This window comes from Phenylobacterium sp. (assembly GCF_030679875.1).
GTDB lineage: Bacteria > Pseudomonadota > Alphaproteobacteria > Caulobacterales > Caulobacteraceae > Phenylobacterium.
Window position 1 is genome coordinate 41,060 of the sequence record NZ_JAUXSP010000005.1, and the last position, 26,228, is coordinate 67,287.

General features: G+C 65.2%; 22 protein-coding genes. All 22 read right to left on the reverse strand.

What is annotated here, in order from left to right; translation table 11 throughout:
* Window positions 1-87 precede the first annotated feature (87 nt).
* Entirely contained in the window at window positions 88-2,520 is a 2,433-nt protein-coding gene (gene ppsA / locus Q8K84_RS02910) for a phosphoenolpyruvate synthase (protein ID WP_305280541.1), read from the reverse strand.
* Between the two features lie 170 nt (window positions 2,521-2,690).
* Complete coding sequence (locus tag Q8K84_RS02915; RefSeq protein WP_305280543.1) at window positions 2,691-3,881, reverse strand: efflux RND transporter periplasmic adaptor subunit; 1,191 nt, start codon at window positions 3,879-3,881, stop codon at window positions 2,691-2,693.
* A gap of 40 nt (window positions 3,882-3,921) precedes the next feature.
* Window positions 3,922-6,306, reverse strand: a complete 2,385-nt coding sequence (locus Q8K84_RS02920; protein ID WP_305280545.1) for an ABC transporter permease — start codon at window positions 6,304-6,306, stop codon at window positions 3,922-3,924.
* Window positions 6,303-7,034 carry an ABC transporter ATP-binding protein gene (locus tag Q8K84_RS02925; RefSeq protein WP_370867822.1) on the reverse strand — a complete coding sequence of 244 codons (732 nt, stop codon included), beginning with the start codon at window positions 7,032-7,034 and terminating at the stop codon, window positions 6,303-6,305. The genes Q8K84_RS02920 and Q8K84_RS02925 overlap by 4 nt, the downstream gene beginning before the upstream one ends.
* A gap of 240 nt (window positions 7,035-7,274) precedes the next feature.
* Complete coding sequence (locus Q8K84_RS02930) at window positions 7,275-7,427, reverse strand: hypothetical protein (RefSeq protein WP_305280550.1); 153 nt, start codon at window positions 7,425-7,427, stop codon at window positions 7,275-7,277.
* Between the two features lie 161 nt (window positions 7,428-7,588).
* Window positions 7,589-7,999 carry a ribonucleotide reductase subunit alpha gene (locus tag Q8K84_RS02935; protein WP_305280552.1) on the reverse strand — a complete coding sequence of 137 codons (411 nt, stop codon included), beginning with the start codon at window positions 7,997-7,999 and terminating at the stop codon, window positions 7,589-7,591.
* 68 nt (window positions 8,000-8,067) lie between these two features.
* Window positions 8,068-9,165: an FAD-binding oxidoreductase gene (locus Q8K84_RS02940; RefSeq protein ID WP_305280555.1), complete on the reverse strand. Its 1,098-nt coding sequence runs from the start codon at window positions 9,163-9,165 to the stop codon at window positions 8,068-8,070.
* Window positions 9,162-10,064 carry a U32 family peptidase gene (locus tag Q8K84_RS02945; RefSeq protein WP_305280558.1) on the reverse strand — a complete coding sequence of 301 codons (903 nt, stop codon included), beginning with the start codon at window positions 10,062-10,064 and terminating at the stop codon, window positions 9,162-9,164. Before Q8K84_RS02945 ends, Q8K84_RS02940 begins: the two co-directional genes overlap by 4 nt.
* Window position 10,065: 1 nt before the next feature.
* Window positions 10,066-11,058 carry a peptidase U32 family protein gene (locus Q8K84_RS02950; RefSeq protein WP_305280561.1) on the reverse strand — a complete coding sequence of 331 codons (993 nt, stop codon included), beginning with the start codon at window positions 11,056-11,058 and terminating at the stop codon, window positions 10,066-10,068.
* Window positions 11,045-11,563 carry an SCP2 domain-containing protein gene (locus tag Q8K84_RS02955; RefSeq protein WP_305280564.1) on the reverse strand — a complete coding sequence of 173 codons (519 nt, stop codon included), beginning with the start codon at window positions 11,561-11,563 and terminating at the stop codon, window positions 11,045-11,047. The genes Q8K84_RS02950 and Q8K84_RS02955 overlap by 14 nt, the downstream gene beginning before the upstream one ends.
* Window positions 11,564-11,695: 132 nt before the next feature.
* On the reverse strand, window positions 11,696-12,469 hold the full coding sequence (locus tag Q8K84_RS02960) for a cyclic nucleotide-binding domain-containing protein (RefSeq protein WP_305280566.1): 774 nt from the start codon (window positions 12,467-12,469) through the stop codon (window positions 11,696-11,698).
* A gap of 97 nt (window positions 12,470-12,566) precedes the next feature.
* A complete protein-coding gene (locus Q8K84_RS02965) occupies window positions 12,567-13,136 on the reverse strand; it encodes a molybdenum cofactor guanylyltransferase (protein WP_305280568.1) in 570 nt (189 codons plus the stop codon).
* Window positions 13,136-13,795, reverse strand: coding sequence for a carbonic anhydrase (locus Q8K84_RS02970; protein WP_305280571.1), 660 nt, complete (start codon window positions 13,793-13,795; stop codon window positions 13,136-13,138). Before Q8K84_RS02970 ends, Q8K84_RS02965 begins: the two co-directional genes overlap by 1 nt.
* Window positions 13,792-14,343: a hemerythrin domain-containing protein gene (locus Q8K84_RS02975; protein ID WP_305280573.1), complete on the reverse strand. Its 552-nt coding sequence runs from the start codon at window positions 14,341-14,343 to the stop codon at window positions 13,792-13,794. The genes Q8K84_RS02970 and Q8K84_RS02975 overlap by 4 nt, the downstream gene beginning before the upstream one ends.
* Window positions 14,344-14,363: 20 nt before the next feature.
* The gene (locus Q8K84_RS02980; protein WP_305280576.1) at window positions 14,364-15,551 is read right to left on the reverse strand and encodes a hypothetical protein; all 1,188 of its coding nucleotides are present in this window, start codon (window positions 15,549-15,551) and stop codon (window positions 14,364-14,366) included.
* A gap of 3 nt (window positions 15,552-15,554) precedes the next feature.
* Window positions 15,555-16,673 (reverse strand): peptidylprolyl isomerase, encoded by a 1,119-nt coding sequence (locus tag Q8K84_RS02985; protein ID WP_305280577.1) that lies wholly within the window; start codon window positions 16,671-16,673, stop codon window positions 15,555-15,557.
* A gap of 4 nt (window positions 16,674-16,677) precedes the next feature.
* Window positions 16,678-17,478, reverse strand: coding sequence for a respiratory nitrate reductase subunit gamma (gene narI / locus Q8K84_RS02990; protein ID WP_305280579.1), 801 nt, complete (start codon window positions 17,476-17,478; stop codon window positions 16,678-16,680).
* 8 nt (window positions 17,479-17,486) lie between these two features.
* Window positions 17,487-18,194 carry a nitrate reductase molybdenum cofactor assembly chaperone gene (narJ, locus tag Q8K84_RS02995; protein WP_305280582.1) on the reverse strand — a complete coding sequence of 236 codons (708 nt, stop codon included), beginning with the start codon at window positions 18,192-18,194 and terminating at the stop codon, window positions 17,487-17,489.
* 3 nt (window positions 18,195-18,197) lie between these two features.
* Window positions 18,198-19,721, reverse strand: a complete 1,524-nt coding sequence (gene narH, locus Q8K84_RS03000; RefSeq protein WP_305280585.1) for a nitrate reductase subunit beta — start codon at window positions 19,719-19,721, stop codon at window positions 18,198-18,200.
* Complete coding sequence (locus Q8K84_RS03005; protein ID WP_305280587.1) at window positions 19,718-23,449, reverse strand: nitrate reductase subunit alpha; 3,732 nt, start codon at window positions 23,447-23,449, stop codon at window positions 19,718-19,720. Before Q8K84_RS03005 ends, narH begins: the two co-directional genes overlap by 4 nt.
* Entirely contained in the window at window positions 23,446-24,867 is a 1,422-nt protein-coding gene (locus Q8K84_RS03010) for a NarK family nitrate/nitrite MFS transporter (protein WP_305280590.1), read from the reverse strand. Before Q8K84_RS03010 ends, Q8K84_RS03005 begins: the two co-directional genes overlap by 4 nt.
* Before the next feature lie 21 nt (window positions 24,868-24,888).
* On the reverse strand, window positions 24,889-26,187 hold the full coding sequence (locus Q8K84_RS03015; protein ID WP_305280593.1) for a nitrate/nitrite transporter: 1,299 nt from the start codon (window positions 26,185-26,187) through the stop codon (window positions 24,889-24,891).
* Window positions 26,188-26,228 lie beyond the last annotated feature (41 nt).

Here is a 26,228-nt window from a genome sequence, read left to right on the forward strand (position 1 = left end):
GCTGAGAGCCAGCATGGCGACGGCTTGGGGGGCGGCAAGACCGAAGCCGCAGTCTTCGGGGCGGCCCTGATCCTTCTCATCTCGCCTTCAAGTCGGGGGACGCTCCAGCTCGGCGTCGGACACCACCCTAAGTGTCCTGGCCAGGCTCCCTGATGTTACGCTTATTGAGTCGATCCCCAGGCTGACCAGAAAACCCGCCACCTCCGAATAGTTCGCTGGGGCCTCTCCGCAAATGCCAATCGGTAGGTGGCTGGCGTGCGCGCCCGTCACGGCCTGGCGCAGCATTTCCAGAACCCCTGGATCTCGCTCGTCGAACTCGAAAGCGACCACCTCTGAGTCCCGGTCCACTCCGAGGACCAGTTGGGTCAGGTCATTGGAACCAATTGAAAAGCCGTCGAAAAATTCTGCGAAGGCCTCGATCTGAATCACATTGTTGGGGATTTCGCACATCATATAGATCTGCAGGTCGCCTTGGCCGCGGCCCAAGCCATGCCCAGCCATGGCTTCCAAGACGGTGCGCGCCTCTTCAACTCTGCGGCAAAATGGGATCATGATCTTCAGGTTCGTGAGGCCCATCTCACGCCGTACCCGCATCATCGCCCGGCATTCCAGTGCGAAGCCATCGGCATAGAGCGGATGAGCGTAGCGCGCCGCGCCACGGAACCCGATCATCGGGTTTTCCTCCAGGGGCTCAAAGCCCCGCCCCCCGAGCAGTTTCGCATACTCGTTGGTCTTGAAATCGGACAGTCGCGCGATGACGGGCCGTGGGTAGAACGCCGCGGCGATGAGGCCTACGCCTTCGGCGAGCCGCCGTACAAAATAGTCCTCCGCGGTGATGTCCTCACCGAGCCTGCGAGTGATCGCGGCACGCTCCTTTGGCGTCAGGCGCTCGGGGTGCGCCGCGGCCATGGGGTGGATTCCGATCTGCTCGCCAATTATGAACTCGAGCCGCGCCAGCCCCACCCCCGCACTCGGCAATTGAGCCGCCTTGAGCGCCAGATCAGGGCGGGCAAGATTGAGCATCACATCAGTTCGGGGCCTCGGCAGGCTAGCCAGCGACAACTGCTCGGTCGTGAACGCCACCTCGCCATCATAGACAAAGCCATCTTCACCCGCGGCGCATGAGACCGTGACAATCTGACCATCGGTGAGTTGCGCCGTAGCGTCCTTGGTCCCCACGACCGCCGGCACGCCCAATTCGCGCGCCACAATAGCGGCGTGACAGGTTCGGCCACCGCGATCGGTCACCACGGCGGCGGCGATCTTGATCACGGGATCCCAGTCCGGGCTGGTCGACGCCGCGACGAGGACCTCCCCAGGCTTGAAGGCCGCCATGTCTTGAGCTGTGCGAACAACCCGGACCACGCCGGTGGCTACCTTTTCGCCGACAGCCTTGCCGGACGTCAGGACCTTTCCTGGTGCTGACAAACTGTAGCTGATCAGTTGGTCCAGATCGCGCTGGGAGATCACCGTCTCAGGGCGCGCCTGAACAATGTAGAGCCGTCCATCCTCCCCCTGCGCCCACTCGATATCCATAGGCATCGGTCGCCCGGCCTGCTTCGAATAGTGAGCCTCGATCTCGATTGCAGCGCCGGCGAGGGCCAGCACGTCGGCGTCCGGGAGACAAAACCGCCGACGATCGATCCTTGGCGTTGCAGTCGAGCGGATTGATCCGCCACCCCGTCCTGCACGCCACGCCAAACGAACCTGTTTGGCCCCGAGTCGGCGGCTCAGGACTGACCGATGTCCCTGCAGATAGGTCGGCTTGTGCACATAGAACTCGTCCGGATCCACGAGCCCCTGGACGATGCCTTCACCCAGGCCATAGGCCCCGGTCACGAGGACAACGTCAGAGAACCCGCTTTCAGGGTCCAGGGTAAAGATCACGCCACTCGATGCTTCGTCGGAGCCGACCATGGTCATAACAGCCACGGAAAGCGAAACCTTGAAGTGATCAAACCCATTGTTCAGGCGGTAGACGATCGCGCGATCGGTGAATATTGATGCAAAACAGCGTCGGCAGGCCTCGACAACAGTATCTGCGTTCCGCAAATGCAGAAAGCTGTCATGCTGACCCGCGAAGCTGGCGGTGGGAAGGTCTTCCGCCGTGGCGGAACTGCGTACAGCCACGCTGAGCGGTCCGCCATTGGCCGCCTCGAGGGCGCGAAAAGCCTCGGAAATCTGCGAGCGGAGCTCAGGGGCGCCGGTCGCGGCGTAGACGATTTTGCGAGCTTGGGCCGCCCGCCGCGATAGTTCAGCCACATCAGAAGGGTCAAAGCCGGAAAGCAGCGCCTTAAGGTCAGGCCAGGCGCCGGCGGCTGTCAGGGCGTCGCGGTAGGCGTGGGCTGTGATTGCAAATCCGTCAGGCACGCTGATGGGGCCTGAGCCCAGGAGTTGGCGCAGTTCCCCCAGGGACGCGGTCTTGCCGCCGACCAGCGATACGTCTCCAAGCCCCAGGCCGCCAAAGGATCGGATGTAGCTCGGTCGGCCTGCCTGCGGCGGTGGTCTTGGCTGAGCCATGACGGGCGCCCCTCAATTGTGAGGCTGGAACTGTGGACCGCCCTCTCGACCGCGCCTTGAGGTCCATCAATTTTCTGTCGATACAGCCTTCTGGGCAGGGGTTTGGGGCTTCCAGCCCATTCCAAGGAGCCAGGTGTCAGATCTCCCGGCGAAGGGGAGATCTGCCGCCATCACTCCGCGCCAGCCGCAGGCCGGCGCACGCGGATCGGGGTCCCGTCCGAGACGGAGCGCCCCGGATGGAGGACCACCCAATTTCCTGGCTCGAGCCCAGCGTGAACCTCGGCATGTTCCCCATCGCTCTGGCCGATCTCGACGGGCTGCAAACGGGCTCGGTCACCCTCAGCCTTGAACACCGCCCATTGGCCCTGATGCCGAAAAAGCGCAGACACTGGCGTTCGAACCACCGCCTCCGCGCTCCAGACCGTGACCGCCGCCTCGACCCGGTAGCCGTGGCCGACCGCTGACCAGGCGGCAGGCGGATCGACAGGATCGATGATCACATTGACCCGCTGCTCCTCGACACCAAGGGCCGAGACCTTGAGGAAGCCATAGGGTTCGACTTTTCGGACGCGGCCCCGGAGCGGCGGGCCGTCGCCCCAGGCTTCGATCAGGACCGTCGCCCCCTCCGAAATTCGCGCCGCGTCGCTCGACAGCAGTTCGGCCACCACCTCAAGATCGCCTGGATCGCCGATCTCCAACACTGGAGCGCCCTGGGTGACCACAGTTTCACTCTCCTGCAGCACCCGTAGAATTCGCCCGGCTACCGGGGCCCGGATCGTCACCGCGCGGCCGCCGGAATTTGCGGCGACCGGTTCGATTAGACGCACCCGCGCCGCCTCGAGCGCCGCCTGCTGGACATCAACACTCGCCCGGGCGTTGCCGACGGCCGCGGCGGCGGTTCGAGTGTCGAGCCGAGCGCGATCAACGGCGCTACGCGAGGCGACCGATGCAGCGAACAGGGTCTCGCTCCGGCTGGCTTCCAGACGAGCATGGGTCAGACGGGCCTCGGCCCCTTCCAGCTCAGCGTGCGCGAGCGCCAGGGCGGCTTCAGCCAAGCGGACCCCGGCCCGGATTTCCTGGCGGGACCGTTCGTCCACGAAGGTTGCTGGCGCCGGCTGGATAAACGCGATCGCTGCTCCCGCCTCAACCTGTTCGCCGGCACGATTCCCGACGCGCAGCAATTGGCCCGAGACCGGCGCCGACACCACATAGACATTCCGGGCTCGCGTCTTGGCCTCGTCGCGCACCACGACTGTGAGCGGCCCGCGGGTGATCTCGCCGATGTCCGCTTGCACCGGCGGCGTTCGGAAAGTGAGAACTAGCGCCGCCGTCAGCGTCAGGGCGGCGGCGAGCCAGAACAATGTCCGGAATCGAACGATTGGCCGGGGGATTTTCACTTCGCTACTCTCCGGTCTTTAGGGCTTCGGCCATATCGAGCCGGTCGATCTGGGCCCGAACCATCAGGCTCGCCACGACGGTGATGAGCACCACCACGGCCCCGGCCACCCCGAAGGTCGCAGGCGCGATGGCGAACGGCAGGCGAAACAGGTCAGAACTCATGGCGTGGGCCAAATACCAGGCCAGACCCGTCCCGGCCGCCGCGCCCAGTGGCAAGGCGAGGAGCGTCAGGAAGGCCACTTCGCCGAGGAGGATGTAAGACACGTCGGCGCGTGAGAAGCCGAGCACACGGAGCGACGCCAATTCGCGCTGACGCTCGGCAAAGGAGATACGCACCGTATTGTAGACGACGCCTGAGGCGATCAAGCTGGCGAAGAAGACGAAGATCAAAATGGATCTGCCGAGGTTTTCGTCCAGCATGGCTGCCAGCTTCTTGGCGGCCTCAGCCTGGAGGCCCACCCCAGCGATCTGAGGGGTTTCCTTCAGGCGCGCATAGAGGGCCTCGGTCCGATCAGCATCGACGGTCAGCCATACGCCGGAGATCTGGCTTCCCTCTCCCAGCGCGCGGTTCAGATCCTGCAACTCCATTCGCGCCTGGGAGCCAATATAGCTGGTGGTGACGGACGCCACGGGAAGGGACAGCAACGGACGGCGGCCTTCGGTGACCTGCGCCTCCACGAGGTCGCCGGCCCTGACCTGGAGTTTGGCGGCAAGGTCACTAGACAGGATCAGGCCGCCAGGATGCGGCCATACTGGCCGATTGTGCCGATCGACCATCCTGGACAGGGTTCCGTCTTGCGGCGCGCCGGTGATCGCCACCCGCTCCTCGCGCGCGCCGTGGCGCAGCCGGACGGGGACGACGCGAAAGGGCTCGGACGCCAGCACCCCGTCCTCACGGGCCAGGCTGAACAAGGCCCCTCTCGAGCGGGGCTCGATGAAGCTCACCGAGACGTCGTGAGGGTTCGACACGTTGAAGCTGGAATCGATCATCACCTCGATGCCGTCCATCATTGACATCGTGCCGATGAGCAGGGCGCCCGAGGCCGCGATCCCGGCCACGGTCAGGGCGGCGCGCAACGGCCAGCGGACGATCTGGCGCAGGATCATGCGAGATTGCTGGTCGAGGACCTTAATCCGGGTAATCCAAGCACCGGCCGTGCGGGAATAGTCTGGCGGTGGCGCGGGGGTCATCGCTTCGGCCGGGTTCAGGGCCGCGGCCCGCCGCACCGCCAGGGCCGCGCCACCCATCACCGTCAGCATCGCCACGCCGACTACGGTGGCGTAGTCAGCCGGGTCCGCCTGAAACAGCAGGAAGGGGAAGCGATAGTATTCCATATAGAGCTCAGCCATGCTCCGGCCGAGCCAGATTCCCGCAGTTCCCCCAATGAGAACCCCCGTCGCGGCGATTGCCGCGACCAGCTTGAGATAGTGTCCGATGATGTCGCGGTCCCGGTAGCCGAAGGCCTTCAACAGGCCGATGCCGGCGCGCTGGACAGCGATCAGCCTTGAAACCACAACATTGACCAGGAAGGCCGCCACCAGCAGGAAGATGGGCGGAAGCACCCGTCCCATGGTCGCCAGCTGGTCGATCTCGCTGGAAACGAAGGCGTCCGAAATCTGGTCCGCCCGGCCATAGGCCCCTGGCGCGCCATAGGGCTCCAGAAGGCGATCGAGCTCGGCGATGACCGCTGGCTCCGAGGCGTCGCGGGAGAGGCGCACCACCGCCTCGTTGAAGGCCTCGTCCTGATTGACAGCCTGCGCCAGGGCGCCACGGCGCATCCAGAGAACGCCGAACAGACGGTCATCGGGAACGAACTGGCCGGGGCCGATGGCGTAGACGTGCTCCGGCGACAGCGCGATCCCGACTACGGTTAGACGCCGTCGACCGCCATAGAGGGTGGCTGGAACCGTGTCGCCGATCTCGAGCCCGTGCGCGTCGGCGAAGGCCTGCAGGGCGACCGCCTCGCTCCGCTGGCCCGGCGCCGGAAGACGGCCGCGGACCAGATGAAGTCGATTGACCGCCGCCTCTCCGACGTCCGGCAACGACAGCACCTCCCCGGTGGCCGGCGCGCTCATACCTTCCATGGCGAAGAGGGCCGGAACCCGGATGCGGGTGGTCGCGGCCTGGACGCCCTCAATCCTCCTGATGTCGGCGATCAGGTGCTGCGGCGCACGCACCGTGGGCGCCCAGATGTCAGCAAACAGATAGCGTTCGTAGTAGGTGCGCCGGGTCTCCTGCAGCGAACTCAACATTCCGGCGGCCAGCAAATGGACCGCGACGCCTCCGGCGATAACGAAGGCGATGGCGAGCGCCTGAATCTTCATGCGCCAGAGCTCTCGCACCAGCTTGCGGTCTAGCGCCCCCATCCATCTCGGCAGGCTGTTCACCAGGAAATCTCTCCGGGCAGCCGCTTGTCGGCGTTCTTGCGCACCTCGCGCACCCGCCCGTCGGCGAATATCACCACGCGGTCGGCGATTGCCGCGATCGCGGCGTTGTGGGTGATCAGTAGGGTCGTGGCGCCTAGGCTGTCGTTGACGGTCTTGAGCGCCTCTAGCACCCGCACGCCCGTCGCAGAGTCCAGTGCGCCTGTGGGCTCGTCGCACAGCAGGACGGACGGTTGCTTGGCCACAGCGCGAGCAATCGCCACGCGCTGTTGCTCGCCGCCAGACAGCTGTGCGGGAAAGTGATCCAGCCGGTTTTCAAGGCCAACCATGGCCAGGGCCGCTTCCGGCGTGAGAGGAGCCTCGGCGATTTCGGTGACGAGGGCGACATTCTCCCGCGCGGTCAGGCTCGCCATCAAATTGTAGAATTGGAAGACGAACCCGACGTGCCGCCGGCGATACTCTGTCAGTTGGCGCTGATCGGCCCGGCTTATGTCGACGCCCCGGAACAGAACCTCCCCGCTGGTCGGCGTGTCCAGCCCACCGAGGATGTTGAGAAAAGTCGACTTGCCGCTCCCAGAGGCGCCGAGCACCACCACCAGTTCGCCGTCGGGCAGGTCGAGATCCACGCCGCGCAGCGCGTGAACGGTCGCGGCGCCGGAGTTGTAGATCCTGGTGACGGCGCGGGCGCGAAAGCAGAGGCCCGGTCTCTCCGACGGGTCACTGGCGCACATCATGGATAAGCCCCTGCAATCGGCAGTGATGCTTCAGCCTGAAGGTCTGATCCGCGCCACGTGGGCGCGGCAGCTCGGGCCGAGCAGTCGACAGGGTAGCAGAGGCGGGAATGGGGGGCTTGTGATCAGGATCAAGGGTGACTGCTGCCGACCCGTATCAATCAACACTACAGACAGCGAGCAGCGAGCCTGATGCGCCCTGGGTCAATGGTCTCTTGCCTCCGCCTTTGGCGGCGCACGTCAGGGGCGATGGGCGGGGTAGGCGCGATCGGGCTTGGCGAGTTCTTCAACAATGAACCTGGCGATTTTCGCTCGCTCCGCCACGTCTGTCGTCCGGGTAAGAACGCGCTCGAAGTGCTCGATATTCAGTCTCTTGAGGTCAGCAGGCGACATGAGCGCCTCCGTAACGCCACGCGTTGGAGGCGTTCACCAGACGCGCTATCGGCGCCAATAGCAACCGCCCCAGACTCGCTTCGTCGTCGGGCAGCGATCATTGGCGCCGCCCCCACGAGGTTTGAAGGCCTGGTCCGGGGGAGGGCTATCGCGTCCGCGACCTAGCGCCCTCCAAATTGAATCGGATCCCCATTGAGGTCGAAGGCGGCGTATCGACCCACGCCACCGACGTGGATCGCGTCGACCATCCCCTGCAGCGCTACCTCGACCTGCGCCTGGCTCGGGGGCTTTCCGCCCTGGCCCGAAAGAGCGGCGGCGAAAACGATCTGCCATGGGGGGCCGGCCAGCTTGGCCTCGGCTGCCAATGCGGCGAAGTCAGCGAGGTCGGAAGCGGCCTTGTCGACGCACATCAAAGGCGACAGCGTGCCCCCTGCGCCCGCGAGGAAGTGTTCACGCTGAGCCTCGGTCGCATCGGCCGGCAACTCAGCGGCGGTAAATACGAACAGCAGCCGCTGCGGTTCCGGCTGGCTGGCGGCGGCCTTCAGCAGTTGGTCGAAGTGTGAGTCCGTCATGGCAATATTCCTGCGTTTGTCGGAGACCGCCTGATCCAGGCAGGGCTCTATACCCCAGCGCGACAGAGTTATATCCCGGCCAGCCGCATGGGGGAAAAGTCGCGGGGGGCTGGGCCCCCCATCCGCCCGGCGCCCGGGGGCTTGGCCGCCAGAAAGAGCGCGGCGGCCAGACGCCCGGCGGCGGGCGCAGTCTGGACGCCATATCCGCCAAGCCCGGCGAACCAGAAAAAATTCGGGGCGCGCAAGTCCCAACCGATCACCGGCAAGCGGTCTGGGGCGAAGCTACGCAATCCCGCCCACTGATGCTTGATGCGTCGGGGCTCGTGGCCGGTGGCCCGTTTCAGCCGGGCGACAGCCAGGGCGATATCCTGGGTTTCTGGCTGCGCATCGGTTGGCGCTGACGGCGTCTCGTCACAGGGCGAGACCAGCAGATCCTGGCCGAAAGGGCGAAAGTAGTAGGTGTCCGCCATGTCTTTGACGATCGGCCCCTCAAGCACCGGCTTGCGGGGCTCAGGCGGATCGACGAGCACGACCGTCCGCCGATAGGCGGAAAGCCCAAGCGGCGTCAGGCCACAGCCCGCCGCAGTGTCATCGGCCCAGGCTCCAGTGGCGTTGATCAGGGCGGAGCAGCTGAGCTCCTCGCCCTCGATCTGCAGGCGCCAGGCGTCGCCGTCATGACTGATTTTGTGCGGCTGGACGCCGAGCCGCAGCGCGCCCCCCCGGCGGATCGCCGTGGTGATCAGCCGCTGGTGAACCCCTACAGCGTCGAGCTCGCCAGTCCCACGCTCCAACCAGGCCGATTTGAGGTTGTGCGTCCTGAGTATGGGGCAGAGTTCACGGACTTTCGCCTGGCTGACCCATGTGGCCGTGGGGCTGGGCGCGGCGCGGCGTCGGGAGGAGACATGCAACACTGCGCGGGGGGTCAACAGAGGCGGGCGTGATCCTGGCGCCGCCTCGAAATAGGATCGACTGGCTTCAGCCAGTGCGGCGATGGCCGGCCCTCCATAGGAGGGGATGAACATGCCGGTTGATCTTCCGCTGGCGTGATGACCGGGATGCTCTTCCTTCTCCAGGATCAGGAGGCTGACCCGCGACGCCAGCTCGGCGGCGAGCGATGCGCCGGCAAGGCCGCCGCCCAGTATGATGGCCCCATAGGGCGGGCTCATAGGTCGGCGGCCAGACGCATGCCGGGGGCGCCCTCCAGATAGCCATCGACCAGGGGGCCCGGCAGATCACAGGCGCGAAGCTGAGCCAGCAGCCGTCCTCGGTCTCCAGTCTCGAAATAGCGGCCATACGCCGCGATCACGGCCGACATGTCGCAGGCGTGCGGCGAAAGCCGCACGGCCCGGACGCCGGCGGTCCGCAGGTCCTCAGGGGATGCGGCGACCGTGTGAACGCCGTGGGACAGGGTCTGAATACCGTTGATGCTGAGGAAGGCCGCGCCCTCCAGGGTCTGGACCGTCTGGCCGTCGGGATCGCGATCACAGACAAATCGGCAGGTATCCTTGGACAGTCCGGCCTGCCGCGCATGATGGCAGCGCGCCGAGAGCGCCAGGGGGAGCCGGCCAAAACCGAAGATCTCGATCTCAAGATCAGGACAGGCCCGATGGATTTCCCCAATCGCGGCCAGGGACAGCTCGATATTGCCGCAGAGGCGCTCACAGCCGCGGTCGATAAGGATCTGGGCGGCCGAGCCATTGTAGATATTGAGCAGCGGACCTGCGACGAAGGTGCGATCTGGGGGAAGCAGGCTCATGGCGGCGAGGTCGTTCAGCTCCAGCAGCTGCAGTTCATCCTGCTGCGCGATGCCCTGGAGCAGGCGTCGGTCCCTCGGCGTGGAGATCAGGCCAAGGGTCGACCAGACCACCTCCTTGCCAGCGTCGCGCAGCAACGCCGCCGCCGCCAGCAGAGTGGCGGCGGCCAGAGGCTCGCGCTTCCCGCACACGACCTCGCCGAGATAGATGCGGCGCACCAGAGGCTCGCACGCCATGCGCTCATAGAAGGCTGCGATGTCCTCGGCGGGCCAGTTGAACAGCAGGGGGCCAAGGGTGATCTCCAAGGTCATGTCACCGCCACCGCTTGTTATAGGCGCCTTCGGTCTCTCGCCCCCCCTCGGCCAGATCGGTCAGCATGTGCTCAAAGGGCGCGGTGCTCTCGCCGCGATCGAGGGCGTCGATCGCCTTGCGGAAGGCCCGCGTCACGCGCGCCACATAGGCCTTCCCGCGTTGGCGTCCCTCGATCTTGACGGCTTTCACCCCGGCCTGCCGCAGGCTGGCCAGCAGGCCCATGGCGTTAAGGCTGGTCGGCTCTTCAAACAGATAGGTGGCGTCTCCGTCGGTCGCGAAACGCCCCTTGCACAGGGTGGGATAGCCGGCTGTGGCGCCAGGCGGGGTCTTGTCGAGGGCCAGACCGGACAGGCGTGACACCATGCCTTCGGCGGTGCGCTCGAAACTCACCGCCTCCGGGGGTGAGCATACGCCCGAGAGGTTAGGGGACTGGCCGCTGACATAGGATGAAAGCGCGCAGCGACCTTCGGTCATGACGCAAAGCCCACCAAAGACGAAGGCCTCGATCTCGGCCGGCGACTCCTTGATCAGGTCGGCGATCTCCGATGCGGACATGACCCGGGGGACGACAACCCGCCGGACACCGAACGTCTCCACATAGAACCGGATCGCCTCAGGGGTGTTCGCGGCAGCCTGCACCGACAGGTGCAGCCGCACGGTCGAGCTCAGTTCCCGGACATGGGCGAGGACGGCGAGGTCGGCGGCGATGATCGCATCGGCGCCGGCCGCGACTGCGGTCATCACAGAGGTCCGCCACCGCTCCTCGCCGCCGGCGCGGGCGAAGGTGTTGATGGCCACCAGCACCTTGGCGCCCTTCTGATGAGCGAAGTTGACGGCGCGCCTCAATTCAGCGGCGTCGAAGTTGAGGCCCGGAAAGTTCCGCGCATTCGTTTCGTCGCGCAGACCGCAATAGACACTGTCGGCGCCCGCCTCGATGGCCGCCTCCAGCATGGCCGGCGAGCCGGCGGGACAGACGAGTTCAATGGACCCCATGGGGCTTGCCTCCCGTGCGCCTGGCCGCGCGGCGCCAATCAACAATTCGCTGCAAAACAGGATCAAGCCCGGGGGCCAGGGCGGCAGGAACCAGCAGGTCGGCGAGGCGAAGGTCGGCCGCTTCCAGGGCGTTATGGAGGGCCAGCACCGCCCCCGTATCGCCACGTACGGTGAGCCCGCCGGCGAAGAAGGTCGCATCTGCATCGGCCGAGCCGTCGAAGAGCGCCAGCAGATCCATGAGTTCACCCGAGATCTCGGCCACGTAGCCCAGGGGCTGAAGGGGGCGGCGGACCACCTTCACGGCGCCGCCATGCGCATTCAGGGTCAATTCAAAGGCGACGGGGAGGTCTTCCGGATCGATCAGATAGGGGTGGCCCTGAAAGCGGCCCAAGCGTCCGAAGGCGTTGGCGGAGCGCTGCCAGGCCCGCCTGACGGCGAGATTGAGCAGCATCTCCACGGGAGGTCTTAGGGCGAGGGTCAGGTCGGTCAGAACGCGCGCAAACAAGCGCTCCGCTGAGAACGGCATATTCGGCCTTTCCGGGCGAGAACAGGCGCCCGGAAGAGGTTTAAGGCGAGGGGGAATGACGACGAATGTCGTCCATCAACACGCCGTTCGCCTTTGGTCAGACTGGGGGCTTCAAACCGTCATCCGCTCAGGTTGGTTTGGCCAGGCCTCAAGCAGGGCCTTGCCCCGACCACGCATGTCGTCAGGGGCGTGATTGTCGATCAGGGCGTCAGGCTTGGCCAGGCGTGTCAGGACCACGAGCCGGCCGATGGTCACGAGCGGGCCATTCACGACCACCCCATAGTCAGCGAGGCTGGCGAAGGCGCGGGACAGATTCTCAGGGGTCATGCCCAGCAATGAAGCCAGCACGCGCTTCTCATGGGGGAGCGTGATTGTCTCCGCATTCCCCTGGCGCACGCGCTGGGTGATCAGATAGTTGGCCAGGCGCTCGATCCCGCCGCGGAGCTTCTGGCTCTTCATGGAGCGAACCAGACCGCGGTAGCAGCCCGCCAGTTCCTGGGACACGGCGAAACTGAAGGCGGCGTCCTCATGCATCACCCGGCGAAGGGTCTCACCTGAGATCATCAGGATGTCGGAGCGATCCCGAGTGGTGGCGCTCATCAGGGCGCTGGCGTCCAGGACAACGGCGGCCAGAATGAAGGTCGACAGGGGCCCAAGGAGGGCGAGGATGGTCTCCTTGTCGTTCCAGGTGCCTGAGAGTTCGACCGTTCCATCGAGCACGATGTAGAGAAAATCGACGCTGTCACCTTCGGTGAGCAGGGTTGTCCCGGCCGGAAAGCGTTGAAGAAAGGCGCCCTGAATCAGGCGACGGAAAGTGTCTTCGCTGGCGGCCTTTAGGAATGGCAACTCCCTGACGCGTGCGAGATCGGCCTCTTTGATCGGCATCCATGGTCCTCCGTCAGTGTGGAGCATGACGCCTTTGCACGTTCCAGCCTTGATCTATGTCAGGGACGATGTGGGTGGTCGTGCGGTCGACGGGCCCCTAGCCGGCCAAGTCTTCTGGCGTGTTCATGTTCAGAAACAGGCGCTCGCGTGGGTCCGCCCACAGAACCTGGCGGGCCTTGAGCTCCGCAAGCGCCCCGCGAAGTGACAGGCGGCCGGACTGGGCGTAGCGCAACAGAGGCTCAAGCGCCTCGACGCGCCACAGGGTGCAGGTGGGGTGGTCCTGGCGGCTGTCACTCGCCGAAGCGGCGAGGGCCGCAGGATCCCGGGCAAGGGCTTCCTCCAGCCTCAGGTACAGATCGCCGGGCAGATGGGGCGCATCGCAAGGGATGGTCAGGACGTGAGCGGCCCCAATGGCCACCCCGTGAGCCAGGCCGCTGGCGATCCCGGCCAGGGGCCCTTGAATCTCCGGCGGATCAAATAGGAGCTGGACCGGCGGGAGCGCTTCGGCCTGACGCCGCTCGCGGACCGATAGAGCCACATGGTTGGCGAAGCTCGCCGCCAGAGACAGGGCGTGTTCACCGAGAGCGCGAGCCTGATAGAGGCGCTGTGGTTTATCGCCGCCCATGCGGCGTCCCGCCCCGCCGGCCAGCACTACACAAAGCCGCATCAGCGCTTCCTTGCGACGGCGCCACGGGTGTCGCCGCTCTTGGTTTCCCACAAGGCCCGCGCCCGCTCGACCCGGCCAACAGACACTTCCAAATCCCGCAGCAAGCCGTCCTGGATGGAGTAGATCCAGCCATGAACCTCTAGAGGCTGCTTCTTGCGCCAGGCGTCCCGTACGAAGGGGTTGGCCGTGATCTGCCGAACCTGTTCGATCACATTGCGCTCGCAGAGATCGTTCACCCTGGCCTCAGGGTCGGTGATCATGGAGAGCTCATGCTCACAACGCCACGACAGGCTTCTCACCGGGGTCAGCCAGTGGTCGATCAAGCCGTGGCGCTCGTCGGAGAGGGCGGCGCGGACGCCCCCACAGCCATAGTGTCCACAGACGATGACATGTCGGACCTTCAGGACTTCCACCGCGAACTGAAGGACCGAGAGGAAATTCGCATCCTGCGGCGGCGCAAGATTGGCGACGTTCCGATGAACGAATAACTCCCCGGGGTCGAGACCCACGATCTCGTTGGCAGGCACCCGGCTGTCTGAGCATCCGATCCAGAGGTAGGAGGGAGCCTGCTGGCTCGCCAGACGCCGGAAATACTCTGGATCGACGCGAGCGCGGGTGGCCGCCCAGCGGATGTTGTTGTCGAACAGCTCCGAGATCATGGCCGGGCGTCGAGGACGAGGCCCCGCCTCGCGGCCAGTCGCCGGCTCAAGGCGGTCAGATCAGCAGCCGTCAGTCTCAGCCGGGCGATCGGCAGAACCACGGCGTTCTCCAGCGCCAGATGGTGCAATTCGTGCCGGGCGAACGTGAGAAGCAGCGACCTGGTCTCTGGATCCAGGGCCGGCGGCCGCTGGGTTGTCAGCGAGGACTCCAGTCGATCGCGAACGACCTGCGATTGGGTGACATCGGCGCGGTGCTCTGCGGAAAGCCGACCCAGGACACTCTCGATTTCGTCTTCAGGCAGGGCGCGACGGCGCAGGAGGGGAAAGAGATCCTCCTCCTCATCAATGATGTGCAAGGCAAGATCGTAGCGGATGAAGTCGATGATCTGGCTGATGGGGCCGGGACCGAAGACACGGCGGGCGGCTACCTCTTCAATCATCCGACAGAGCTGCCTGTGGCGATAGTGCTCGGCGAAGAACCAGTCGAGGGGCTCGTGGAGCAACTCTCGGGGGATCTCTTCAATGTCCGCAGGCGGGGCGCTAGGCATGGCCGGCTCTCCAAGGACGCTCAGTAACGGTAGTCGAGGCTGATCCAGATCTTGGTGCGGTCGCCGTAGCCAGGGCGGTCACCTTCGAACCAGGCGAGCTTGGTTTCGAACGCAAGTTGCTTGGTCAGTGGGGCAGAGGCCACAAGGTCCAGCTCCGTCCCAAAGTCAGCGCCGCCGTCAGGGGCGGTGAAACGGTGGACCGCTGCGGCAAGGCGGATGGGAGGAAGGCCTGTGGGCCTGAGGGTGGCGCCCACTTTGGCGTTGAGGTCCTGGACGCCGCCGGGCGGTGTGGCCAGGAACACATCGGCCCAGCCCTGAAACGCATGGAGCGTGGCCAAGGGCGTGGCGAAGCCGCGACCCCCGTCACCATCCAGGCGCTCCACCCCGACGCTCGCCCAGGTGTCTCCCTGCCGAAGGCCGAGGGTGAGCGCGGCGTAGTCCAGATCGAAGTCTGCAGGGTTGCCAGCATAGTCCGCCTGCCGGGCGTAGGCCGCCTCAAGGCTCCCTTTCAGCCCGCCCGCCGAAAGCGGCCGTTCCATGCGCAGGCCTGCGCCCAAGGTTGCGCTGGACTGGGCAGGGGCGTTGGCGAAGTCGAGCCATTCACCGTGAAGGGTGACCTGCCCCCAGGCGGGTTTCCAGTCGGCTTGCGCCAGATGACTGTCAGAGCGCCAGTCGCCCTGTGGGTGATCATCGCCAAAGATGCGCTGCACGCGGTCCACATAGGCGTAGGTGAGCGCCAACTCTGGGGTCGGTTTAAAGTCCAGTCGGGCGGCGTCGAAGGTCTGTTCGTTCTGTCGGAACCCGACGTTACCCACGAACCGGGCCGAGCCGAGGATGATCCGCTGGCGCCCGACGACGGCGGCGGCCTTGTCGCCTGTCCAGGAGATCTGCAGCCGATTGAGCTCGGTCGTCTCCGGATCAGGGACAATCGGATAGGCGACCTTGCCGTTGGTGGTGGAGTTGTACTCGTCGCTGAGGGCGACAACATTCTCGCCCTCGATCAGGAACCGAACGCCCTCCCAAGCCGCGGTCTCGAATCCGAGACGGGTGCGCAAGGTGAGCGCCGAGGCGGTGTTGTTCAGTCCGCTCTGATCGACCGCCTCATGCCGAAGACGGGTCTCGAGGATGAGCGTCGGCGCCTCCGAGGCGCGCGCAAGCCCCGGGGCGACCAGGATCGCCAGACTGAACGCGACAGTGGTCAACCGCATGGCTTATCTCCGCTTGATGAGCGTGTAGGTGTGCTTGTGCTCGGGCTTGGGTGTCAGCCGCGCCTTCAGCAGCGAAGCCATCGCCGCCACCGCTGGATCGGCGGCTCCCTGGGTAGCGGAAATGAGCTGGGTCCACGCCTCATCGGTGGCGTGATCGACGAAGTGCCGGACCGCCCGACGCACGAAAATTGCGACCTGGAGATTTTCTGCCGCCGCCGCCGCCTTGACGCGGCCAGCCAAGTCGGTGTCCGTCGCATCCATCCAGGCTTCAAGCCGGTCGGCCGAGGCGCCGTCCGACAGCATTGCGCCAAGGGACGGGGCGCCTTTAGAAAACCGCCCGTCCTGCGTCAGACTGAAGGCTACGCCCTCCGCTCGGGCCCGTTCGGCGAGCTGAGCGACATAGCGGGCCGCCGCCGCCGTCCAGGCCCGGCTCTCAAGATGCAGCCTGATCTTGTCCTCAACATACTCGAACGGTAGCGCCTTCCCCTCGATCCGTCGGTCAAGCTTGAGAACGTGCCAGCCGAAGCGTGAGCGGACCGGGGTGGCCAGGATTTCGCCTGGCTTGAGACCTGCGAGCGCGCGCTCGACCTCCCCCACCAGGTCGCCTGGGCCGAGTTGACCCAGGGAGCCGCCCACAGCTCCCGAGGGACAGTCAGACGACGCCTTCGCAAGTTTGCCAAACAGGTCCGGCTTGACCGCGAGCTGATCGAGTATGGCCTCGACAGCCTGCCGGGCAATCTCCCATCCCGCCGCATCATCAGACTTCGGCTCAATGAGAATATGCGCGGCTTCTGTCAGGACGGGCGTCGAGAAACGATGTCGCTGCGCGTCGTAAACGCGTCGGCATTCGGCCTCGCCCGGGGGTTCGATTTCCACTTCGGCGTCAAGGGCGGCGCGGATAAGCGCCTCCTCGGGGGTCTCCTCACGGCCGTTGTCGTCCAGCAGCGGCTGGGCTTCCAGGCCAAGTTCGTCGGCTCTGTGAAGGAGCAGAGCCCTGACCGCCAGCGCCTTGCCCGCGGCGATTCGAGCCTCCATCGGACTTGCGCTTGGATGGTGCTGGGCCTCCTCGGCGATGAGGAACTCCGGGATTTCGACGCCTTCGACAACGAGGGTGCTGGTCATGGCGCTACTCGGCGGTCTTGAGGGCTTCGGGGCGGACAGCTTGGATTGATGCGCTGCGCGCCGGAGGCGACACTGGCGCTGTCGGATAGACAGGCGCGGCGGCGACCCGACGCAGGGGCAGTGCGCGCTTGGTGCGCACCAACTGCCAGCCGCGGCGGTTCAGGTACCAGACCGGGGCCGACAGCATGTGGACAAGGCGGGTGAACGGAAAGACCAGCAGGATGGTCATCCCCAGCACCAGGTGGGCCTTGAAGATCGGATGCACATCGGCGACGTAGGCCGCCACGCCCGGCCGGAAGGTGAAGACCCCCTGCGCCCAGCTCATGAACTTGAGCATCTCATGGCCGTCCAGGTGCCCAGCGGACAAAGGAATGGTCGCCAAACCCAGGAGCAGCTGGAGCAGCAGCAGGGAGAGGATGGCGGTGTCGCCGAAGCTGGAGGTGGCCCGGATCCGTGGGTCGAACAGCCGACGATGGAGGAGCATCAGACCACCGATGAGGCAGATGACTCCAGCAAAGCCGCCGGCGACAATGGCCAGAATCTGCTTGGCGCCGTGCGGCACGCCCAGGGCGTCGAACACCCAGATCGGAGTTAGGAGGCCCACGAAGTGGCCGCCGAAAATGGTCAGTATTCCCACGTGGAAGAGCACCGAGCCCATCACCAGCTGCTTGCGTCGCAGGAGCTGCGAGGAGCCAGAGCGCCAGGTGTACTGTTCACGGTCGAAGCGGAGGACCGATCCCAGCACGAGGACGGCGAGCGCAATGTAGGGAAAAACCCCGAACAGAAATTGATTTAGGAGTTGCATGGCGGACCTCAGGCGTTGGCGGCGGCGCGGCGCGGCTGGCGGCCGGGCTCGGCCATCATCGCGTCCACGAGAGCGGTGGCCTTCGGGCAGTCCACGTCGGAGGGGCCGAAGGTGACGGCGGTCTCCGCCCAGGCCTTGTCGATGGCCTCCAGATCGTTGGGATCCTCATCGGGCTCGCTCAAGAGTGCGGCCAAGGCGCCCGGGTCGGCGGCCTGCGAGGCCAGCTTGCTGAGCGCGCCGAAGATGGCGCGATAGGCGCTGCCCCGCGACTTAAGGCGCTCACCCATGGCGTCCAGGACATGGGTCGCCTCCCCGAGCAGCGAGGCGGCCTGGGCGTCTGGCAAGGTCGAGAGGAACTCCAGGAACACCGGCAGGAAATCGGGGAGTTCGTTGGCCGAAAGGTGAAGGTCGTGGGCGCGATAGAGTTCGGCCAGTGCGACCATGGCTTCGCCGCGGTCGCGGCTTTCGCCATGCACGTGCTCATAGAGATTGAGCGACAACGACCGGGTGCGGTCGAAAAGCTCGGTATACCCCTCCTGCTGGTCGTAGATGTCGCCGCTGGCGATCTGGTCAACCAGGCGTCCCAGGGCCTTTCGGATCGTCTTCGGAACCATCGCCTCGGCCTCAATGAGCGCCAGGGCGCCAGGGGCGAGCCGCTGCAGGTCGGGCGTCGGATAGGTGAGCAGGTGCGCAAGCGCCTGATAGGTGCGGGCCATGGGTCAGGCCTCCATGGGGGTTTTGGCGCGGCTGCGCTTGTTGGGTCCAAACAGGCCGAGCTCCGTGCGTCCGCCGGAGCAGCCATTGCCAAACGAGAAGCCGCAGGAGCCGCGCATGTCGTAGGCGTCCTCCGCCACTTCGCGGTGTGCGGACGGGATGACGAAGCGGTCCTCGTAGTTGGCGATCGCCAGGTAGCGATACATCTCGTCGATCTGGGCGGCGGAGAGTTCGACGCTTGCCGCCAGCTTGTGGTCGATGAGGCCCTCGATGGTCTTGGCGCGCATGTACCCGCGCATGGCCAGCATGCGCCTCAGGGCCAGTTCGATCGGCGCCTCACGGCCGGCGGTCAGCAGGTTCGCGAGGTATTTGACCGGGATGCGCAGCGAGTGGACGTCAGGCATTTCGCCGTCCATCTCGATGGCGCCGGCCGCCGCCGCGTTCTGGATCGGCGAGAGCGGCGGCACGTACCAGACCATCGGCAGGGTTCGGTATTCGGGATGCAGCGGGAAGGCGATCTTCCAGTCGATGGCCATCTTGTAGACAGGGCTCTGCCGAGCGGCGTCGAGCCAGGCTTCTGGTACGCCGTCGGCGCGCGCCTGCGCGATGACCTTCGGGTCGGTGGGGTCAAGAAAGATATCGAGCTGCGCTTGGTAGAGGTCCTGATCATCAGGCGTGCTGGCGGCGGCCTCGATCTGGTCAGCGTCATAGAGCAGGACGCCGAGGTAGCGGATACGCCCGACGCAGGTCTCCGAGCACACGGTCGGCTGGCCGACCTCGATGCGCGGGAAACAGAAGGTGCACTTCTCCGACTTCCCGGATTCCCAATTGTAATAAATCTTCTTGTAGGGACAGGCGGAGACACACATGCGCCAGCCTCGGCACTTGTCCTGGTCGATCAGGACGATGCCGTCCTCCTCGCGCTTGTAGATCGCGCCCGAAGGGCACGCCGCCACGCAGGTGGGGTTGAGGCAGTGCTCACAAAGCCTCGGCAGGTACATCATGAAGGTGTTTTCGAACTGGCCGTAGATTTCCTTCTCGACGCCTTCGAAGTTGTAGTCGGCTGAGCGCGTGGCGAACTCTCCGCCCAGGATTTCCTCCCAGTTCGGGCCCCGTTCGATCTTCTCCATGCGTTGGCCAGTGATCTTCGAGCGTGGCCGCGCGGTCGGGAACGCCTTCATCTCCGGCGCCGTCTGCAGGTGGCCGTAGTCGAAGTCGAAGGGCTCGTAGTAGTCGTCGATCTCCGGCAGGTCGGGGTTGGCGAAGATCTTCGCCAGAATGCGCCACTTGGCCCCCATCTTGGGCTCAATCTTGCCGTTGGACTTTCGGGCCCAACCGCCGTTCCAGCGCTTCTGGTTCTCCCAGTCCCGGGGGAACCCCACGCCCGGCTTGGTCTCCACGTTGTTGAACCAAGCGTATTCAACGCCTTCTCGATTGGTCCACACGTTCTTGCAGGTCACTGAGCATGTGTGACACCCGATACACTTGTCGAGATTCAGCACCATGCCGATCTGGGCGCGGACTTTCATTGGGCGAAATCCTTGGTGTTAAGGGCTTCTTCGAGCCAGTCGACCTTGGTCATCTTGCGAAGCACGACGAATTCGTCACGGTTCGCGCCGACGGTGCCGTAGTAGTTGAAGCCGTAAGCTAGCTGGGCGTAGCCGCCGATCATGTGGGTCGGCTTCAGCACCGTGCGGGTGACCGAGTTGTGGATGCCGCCCCGTTTGCCGGTGATCTGCGACCCCGGTGTATTCACGATCTTTTCCTGGGCGTGATACATGAAGGTCGTGCCTTCACGGATACGCTGGGACACCACGACGCGCGCTGTCAGCGCCCCGTTGGCGTTGAAAGCCTCCACCCAGTCGTTGTCGATCAGGCCAGCCTTCTTTGCGTCGACCTCGGAGATCCATATGACCGGGCCGCCGCGGTTCAAGGTGAGCATCATCAGGTTGTCGGAGTAGGTGGAGTGGATCCCCCACTTCTGGTGCGGGGTGATGAAGTTCAGGACGATCTCAGTCTCACCGTTGGGCTTGGCGCCCTGGACATAGGTGGTCTTCAGGTCGATCGGCGGACGGTAGACGCAGAGCGCCTCACCGAACGCCCGCATCCACTCGTGGTCCTGGTAGAGCTGCTGACGCCCCGTGAGGGTCCGCCACGGGATCAGTTCGTGGACGTTGGTCCAGCCGGCGGTGTAGCAGACCTTCTCACTCTCAATGCCGGACCAGGTCGGCGAGGTGATGATCTTGCGCGGCTGGGCCAAGAGGTCACGGAAGCGGATTTTCTCATCTTCCTTGGGCAGGGCCAGGTGGGCGTGCTCGCGGCCCGTCTGTTTTTCGAGCGCCGCCCAGGCTTTGACCGCCACCTCGCCATTGGTCTCTGGCGCCAGCATCAGGATGGTCTCGCAGGCGTCGATATCGGTCTCGATCTTCGGCATGCCCTGGGTCTGGCCCTCTTCGAGGACCTTTCCGTTCAGTTCGGCCAGCAGATCGACCTCATGGTCGGTCTTCCAGCCAATGCCCTTGCCGCCATTGCCGCTGGCCTTGAGCAGCGGACCCAGCGCCGTGAAGCGCTTGAAGGTGTTCGGATAGTCCCGCTCCACGACCGTGATCTGCGGCATGGTCTTGCCGGGGATCGCCTCGCACTCACCCTTGGACCAGTCGCGGACGTCGAACGGCTGGGCCAGTTCAGCGGCGCTGTCGTGTTGGATGGGCGTGAGCACGACGTCCTGCTCGACGCCCAGGACTTCCGGGGCGACGGTGGAAAACTGCTTGGCGATGGCCTTGAAGATTTCCCAGTCCGACTTCGACTCCCAGGCGGGGTCCACCGCCGCCGAAAGCGGGTGGATGAACGGGTGCATGTCGGAGGTGTTGAGGTCGTTCTTCTCGTACCAGGTGGCTGTCGGCAGCACGATGTCGGAGTAGACCGCCGTGGTCGACATCCGGAAATCGAGGGTGACCAGGAGGTCGAGTTTTCCCTCCGGCGCCTCTTCGTGCCACTTCACATCATTGGGCTTGCGCCGGCCGTCTTCGCCGAGGTCCTTGCCCTGGACGCCGTGGCTGGCGCCCAGCAGGTGCTTCAGGAAGTACTCGTGGCCCTTTCCGGACGAGCCCAGCAGGTTGGAACGCCAGATGAACATGTTGCGCGGCCAGTTCGCCGGGTCGTCTGGGTCCATGCAGGACATCTCAAGGTCGCCGCTCTTCAGCTGGGCGAGCGCATAGGCCTTGGGGTCCTGGCCTGCGGCGGCCGCGGCGTTGGCGACGTCCAGCGGGTTTGTTTTCAGCGCTGGCGCCGAGGGTAGCCAACCCATCCGTTCGGCCTTGGCGTTGAAGTCGATCATCGACCCGTCCCAGACGCCTTCAGGGGCGGTGGGCGAGAGGATCTCGCTCATCTCGACGGTCTCGTAGCGCCACTGGTCGGAGTGGGCGTAGAAGAACGAGGTCGAGTTCTGCTGCCGGGGGGGCTTGATCCAGTCTGTGGCGAAGGCCAGCGGCGCCCAGCCGGTCTGCGGCCGCAGCTTCTCCTGGCCGACATAGTGCGCCCAACCGCCGCCGGTCTGGCCGACGCACCCGCACATCACCAGCATGTTGATGACGGCGCGGTAGTTCATGTCCATGTGGAACCAGTGGTTCATCGCCGCGCCGATGATCACCATCGACTTGCCGTCGGTCTTTTCAGCATTGCCGGCGAAGCCGCGGGCGACGGCGACGATCTGATCCTTCGGCACCGAGGTGATGGCCTCAGCCCAGGCGGGCGAATAGGGCTGCACATCGTCGTAGCTGGCCGGCATGTGATCGCCGCCGAAGCCCTGGTCGACGCCGTAGTTGGCGAGGAACAGGTCATAGACGCAGGCCACCAGGGTCTCGCCCTCGGGCAGCTTCATGCGCTTGACCGGCACGTTGCGGACCAGCACGTCCGGGTGGTCCGTCATGGCGAAGCCGTTTGTGGCCGCGCCCCCGAAGTACGGGAAGCGGACGGCGGCGACCTCGTCATGGACACCCTTGAGGCCCAGTCGGAGCGAGGTCTCGCGACCAAGCCCATCCTTCTCCTCAAGGTTCCACTTGCCGTCCTCGCCCCAGCGGAAGCCGATAGAGCCGTTGGGCACGATCACCTCGCCCGTAGCCTCGTCGAGCGCTACGGTCTTCCAGTCTGGGTTGTTGGTCTCGCCGAGGGCCTGGTCGAACTCTGCGGCGCGCAGCAGACGCTCGGGCACATAGGCTCCGTCCTGCGGGACCAGCCGGACCAGCATCGGCAAATCAGAATATTTGCGGAGGTATTCGCGGAAGTAGGGCACCTCCCGGTCAACGTGGAACTCCTTGAGGATCACGTGGCCGAACGCCATGCCGAGGGCTGCGTCGGTGCCCTGCTTCACGGCCAGCCACAGATCGGAGAACTTCGAGGCCTCCGAATAGTCGGGGCAGATCACCACCGACTTGGCTCCACGGTAGCGGGCCTCGGTGTAGAAGTGGGCGTCCGGAGTCCGCGTCTGCGGAACGTTGGAGCCCCACAGCATGATGAAGCCGGAATTGAACCAGTCCGCGCTCTCGGCGACGTCAGTCTGTTCGCCCCAGGTCTGGGGAGAGGCCGGCGGCAGGTCGCAGTACCAGTCGTAGAACGACCCGCAGACTCCGCCGATCAGTTGCAGGTAGCGCGCGCCGGCCGCGTAGGAGACCATCGACATCGCCGGGATCGGCGAGAAACCGAAAATCCGATCAGGTCCCCAGGCTTTGATGGTGTGCGCATTGGCCGCCGCGATGATCTCGGTGACCTCGTCCCAGGTGGCGCGGATGAAGCCGCCGGCGCCGCGCATGGTCACATAGGAGGCGCGCTGCGCGGGGTCATTCTGGATGGAGGCCCAGGCCGCCACCGGGCTGAGCGTCACGCGGGCCTTGCGCCACAATTTCAGGAGGCGCGAACGGATCAGCGGGTACTTCACCCGGTTCGCGGAATAGAGGTACCAGCTGTAGCTGGCCCCGCGAGCGCACCCTCTCGGCTCATGGTTCGGCAGCTCCGGACGGGTCCGGGGATAGTCGGTCTGCTGGGTTTCCCAGGTGACGATCCCGCCCTTGACGTAGATCTTCCAGGAACAGGAGCCAGTGCAGTTCACCCCGTGGGTGGAGCGCACCACCTTGTCGTGCTGCCAGCGGTCCCGGTAGGCCTGCTCCCAGGTGCGGTCATCGTCGTTGAGGACGCCATGGCCGTTTGAAAACAGCTCAGTCTTGCGCGTGAAAAACGCCAGGCGATCAAGGGTGTGGCTCATGCCGCGACTCCCAGTTTCGAGGTTTGCGGGGCGTGCAGCATGGAGGTCTTGCGGCCGTAGAAGGCCCAGTTCACCGCGACGCAGCTAAGGTAGAAGGCGAAGAAAATCAGGAGCGCGGTTTCGGGACCGCCGGTCGCCTTGAGCGACTCTCCGAAGAGCTTGGGGATGACGAAGCCGCCATAGGCGCCGATGGCTGACGAGAAGCCGACGATGGCTGCCGACTCCATCTCGGAGGCCTTGAGGCGAGCCACCGCATCGGCATCTGGCATAAGCCGGGGCATGTCGGCCCGCATGATCGCGGGGATCATCTGGAAGGTCGACGCATTGCCAACACCAGTCCAGGCGAACAGCCAGATGAAGCTGGCGAAGAAGACCGCGAAGGAGGGTTCAGCCCCCCAGGCCCCGACGCTGTGAAGGACAGCAATCACGCCCCCGGCCATGGCCAGGAACACCCAATGGGTGACGTGCTCCCCGCCGAACTTGTCCGAGACCCAGCCCGTCAGAGCGCGTGCCGCTGCGCCGACCAGGGGGCCGAGGAAAGCGAACTGAAGACTGTTCACGTCGGGAAAGAGGGTCCGCATGAGGAGCGGAAAGGCTGCCGAGAACCCGATGAAGGAGCCAAAGGTGCCCACATACAGGTAGCACATGATCCAGTTGTGCTTGCGCTTGAAGACCACAGCCTGGCTTGAGAAGGAGGCCTTGGCCGAGGCGATGTCGTTCATCCCGACCCAGGCCGCGACTGCGGCGGCGATGATGAACGGGATCCAGACGAAGCCTGCATTCTGGAGCCAGATCTCGCTGCGGGCTCCGCCGTCCAGGGCGACTTGCGGCGCGCCGACCACAGGCGCGAAGGCGCCGGCGGCGATTACGACAGGCACCAGAAACTGCATGACGCTGACGCCGAGATTGCCGAAGCCGGCGTTGAGGGCGAGGGCGTTGCCCTTCTCGGCCTTCGGATAGAAGAACGAGATGTTGGACATGGACGAGGCGAAGTTGCCGCCGCCAAGACCACAGGCCAGGGCCAGGGCGACGAACACCCAGTAGGGGGTCTCCGGTTGCTGGACGGCCACGCCGATGCCGATGGCCGGGACCAGCAGCGAGAGGGTGGATATCGTGGTCCAGAGCCGTCCGCCCAGGATCGGTACGAGGAAGCTGTAGAAGATCCGCAGCGTGGCGCCCGAGAGCGCCGGCAGGGCCGTCAGCCAGAAGAGCTGGTCGGTGGTGAAGTCAAAGCCGATCAGCTTCAGCTTGGCCACCACCATCGACCACACCATCCAGATGGAGAAGGCCAGGAGCAGATTCGGAACGCTGATCCAGAGGTTGCGGCTGGCGGTGGACCGACCGGTGGTCTTCCAGAACTCGGGGTCTTCAGGACGCCAGTCTGTCAGGACATGGCGGGCGGGTTTTGCCGAAGACATGGCTTCTTGCCCTTTCGAGTGTCAGCGCGCGGTCGGCGCGACGGCGCCAGGCGCGGAGGTGGGATTGGGGATCATGCCGGCCATCTCAGGCAGGGCTGGCAGGTCTCGCAGTTGGGGGGCGGACTTCTGTTCCATCCGGCGGATGGCGAAGTGCATCCAGGTCAGCGCGCTCGCCGCCAGGACGAAGAGCAGCATGAAGCAGCTGGTCCAGATCCCGGTGAGATCGTTCAGCGCGCCGAAGACGATGGGCAGGATGAAGCCGCCCAGGCCGCCGACCATGCCCACCAGACCGCCGACGGCGCCGACGTGGCCGGGATAGTAGACAGGGATGTGCTTGTAGACGGCGGCCTTACCCAGGCTCATGGCGAAGCCGAGGACGAAGATCAGGACGACGAAGGGGATGAGGCCGGTCGAGAGGCTGAAGCGGATCGGTCCATTGATCCCATCGACCACATAGCGTGTCGCCGGATAGGAGAGCAGGAAGGTGCAGATCACGCTGACGCCGAAGGTGATGTACATCACGCGCCGGGCGCCGATCTTGTCCGAGAGCCAGCCACCGAACACCCGGAAGAGGGAGCCTGGGATCGAATAGGCTGCGGCCAGCATGCCGGCGGCCTTGATGTTCAGGCCATAGACGCCAACCAGGTAGCTGGGCAGCCACAAGGCCAGGGCCACGAACGCGCCGAAGACGAAGAAGTAGTAGAGGGCGAAGCGCCAGACTTGCAGCTTGCGCAGGGGGGTGAGCTGGGCTCCAGCGCGGGCGGGCTTCTCGCCAGAGGCGCGGCGCGCAATGAGCTCTGGATCGTCGCGCGTGATCAGGAAGGTCAGGATGGCGATCCCCGCCAGCGCGACAGCCCAGATCTGGGCCACGGCTTCCCAGCCGAGCGCGACCATCACAAAGGGCGCCGCGAACTTGGTGACCGCTGAGCCGACATTTCCGGCCCCAAAGATCCCCAGGGCCGTGCCCTGGCGTTCCTTGGGGAAGAACTTGGCCACATAGGTCACGCCGACCGAGAAGGCGCCCCCAGCGATGCCGACCCCAAGGGCCGCGATCAGAAACTGCGGATAGGTCTCGGCGTAGGACAGCAGGAAGGTGGCCACCGCCGCGGCGAGCATGACCGCCAGGTTGACGATGCGGCCGCCGTACTGCTCGGCCCAGATGCCCAGGATCAGCCGGATCAGCGACCCTGTCAGGATGGGCGTGCCGATCAGCAGGCCGAACTGTGCGCCAGACAGACCGAGGTCGATCCGGATTTGCACGCCGATGATCGAGAAGATGGTCCAGACGGCGAAACACGCCGTGAATGAGAACGTGCTCATCCACAATGCTGTCTGGGCGCCCTGCTGATGGCCTGTCGGTG

Excerpts from the sequence above, each read along its gene's own strand:
- ppsA (WP_305280541.1), bottom strand. The coding sequence starts at position 2,520 with ATGGCTCAGCCAAGACCACCGCCGCAGGCAGGCCGACCGAGCTACATC.
- Q8K84_RS02925 (WP_370867822.1), bottom strand. The coding sequence starts at position 7,034 with ATGTGCGCCAGTGACCCGTCGGAGAGACCGGGCCTCTGCTTTCGCGCC.
- Q8K84_RS02930 (WP_305280550.1), bottom strand. The coding sequence starts at position 7,427 with ATGTCGCCTGCTGACCTCAAGAGACTGAATATCGAGCACTTCGAGCGC.
- Q8K84_RS02935 (WP_305280552.1), bottom strand. The coding sequence starts at position 7,999 with ATGACGGACTCACACTTCGACCAACTGCTGAAGGCCGCCGCCAGCCAG.
- Q8K84_RS02940 (WP_305280555.1), bottom strand. The coding sequence starts at position 9,165 with ATGAGCCCGCCCTATGGGGCCATCATACTGGGCGGCGGCCTTGCCGGC.
- Q8K84_RS02945 (WP_305280558.1), bottom strand. The coding sequence starts at position 10,064 with ATGACCTTGGAGATCACCCTTGGCCCCCTGCTGTTCAACTGGCCCGCC.
- Q8K84_RS02950 (WP_305280561.1), bottom strand. The coding sequence starts at position 11,058 with ATGGGGTCCATTGAACTCGTCTGTCCCGCCGGCTCGCCGGCCATGCTG.
- Q8K84_RS02960 (WP_305280566.1), bottom strand. The coding sequence starts at position 12,469 with ATGCCGATCAAAGAGGCCGATCTCGCACGCGTCAGGGAGTTGCCATTC.
- Q8K84_RS02965 (WP_305280568.1), bottom strand. The coding sequence starts at position 13,136 with ATGCGGCTTTGTGTAGTGCTGGCCGGCGGGGCGGGACGCCGCATGGGC.
- Q8K84_RS02970 (WP_305280571.1), bottom strand. The coding sequence starts at position 13,795 with ATGATCTCGGAGCTGTTCGACAACAACATCCGCTGGGCGGCCACCCGC.
- Q8K84_RS02975 (WP_305280573.1), bottom strand. The coding sequence starts at position 14,343 with ATGCCTAGCGCCCCGCCTGCGGACATTGAAGAGATCCCCCGAGAGTTG.
- Q8K84_RS02980 (WP_305280576.1), bottom strand. The coding sequence starts at position 15,551 with ATGCGGTTGACCACTGTCGCGTTCAGTCTGGCGATCCTGGTCGCCCCG.
- Q8K84_RS02985 (WP_305280577.1), bottom strand. The coding sequence starts at position 16,673 with ATGACCAGCACCCTCGTTGTCGAAGGCGTCGAAATCCCGGAGTTCCTC.
- narI (WP_305280579.1), bottom strand. The coding sequence starts at position 17,478 with ATGCAACTCCTAAATCAATTTCTGTTCGGGGTTTTTCCCTACATTGCG.
- narJ (WP_305280582.1), bottom strand. The coding sequence starts at position 18,194 with ATGGCCCGCACCTATCAGGCGCTTGCGCACCTGCTCACCTATCCGACG.
- narH (WP_305280585.1), bottom strand. The coding sequence starts at position 19,721 with ATGAAAGTCCGCGCCCAGATCGGCATGGTGCTGAATCTCGACAAGTGT.
- Q8K84_RS03005 (WP_305280587.1), bottom strand. The coding sequence starts at position 23,449 with ATGAGCCACACCCTTGATCGCCTGGCGTTTTTCACGCGCAAGACTGAG.
- Q8K84_RS03010 (WP_305280590.1), bottom strand. The coding sequence starts at position 24,867 with ATGTCTTCGGCAAAACCCGCCCGCCATGTCCTGACAGACTGGCGTCCT.
- Q8K84_RS03015 (WP_305280593.1), bottom strand. The coding sequence starts at position 26,187 with ATGAGCACGTTCTCATTCACGGCGTGTTTCGCCGTCTGGACCATCTTC.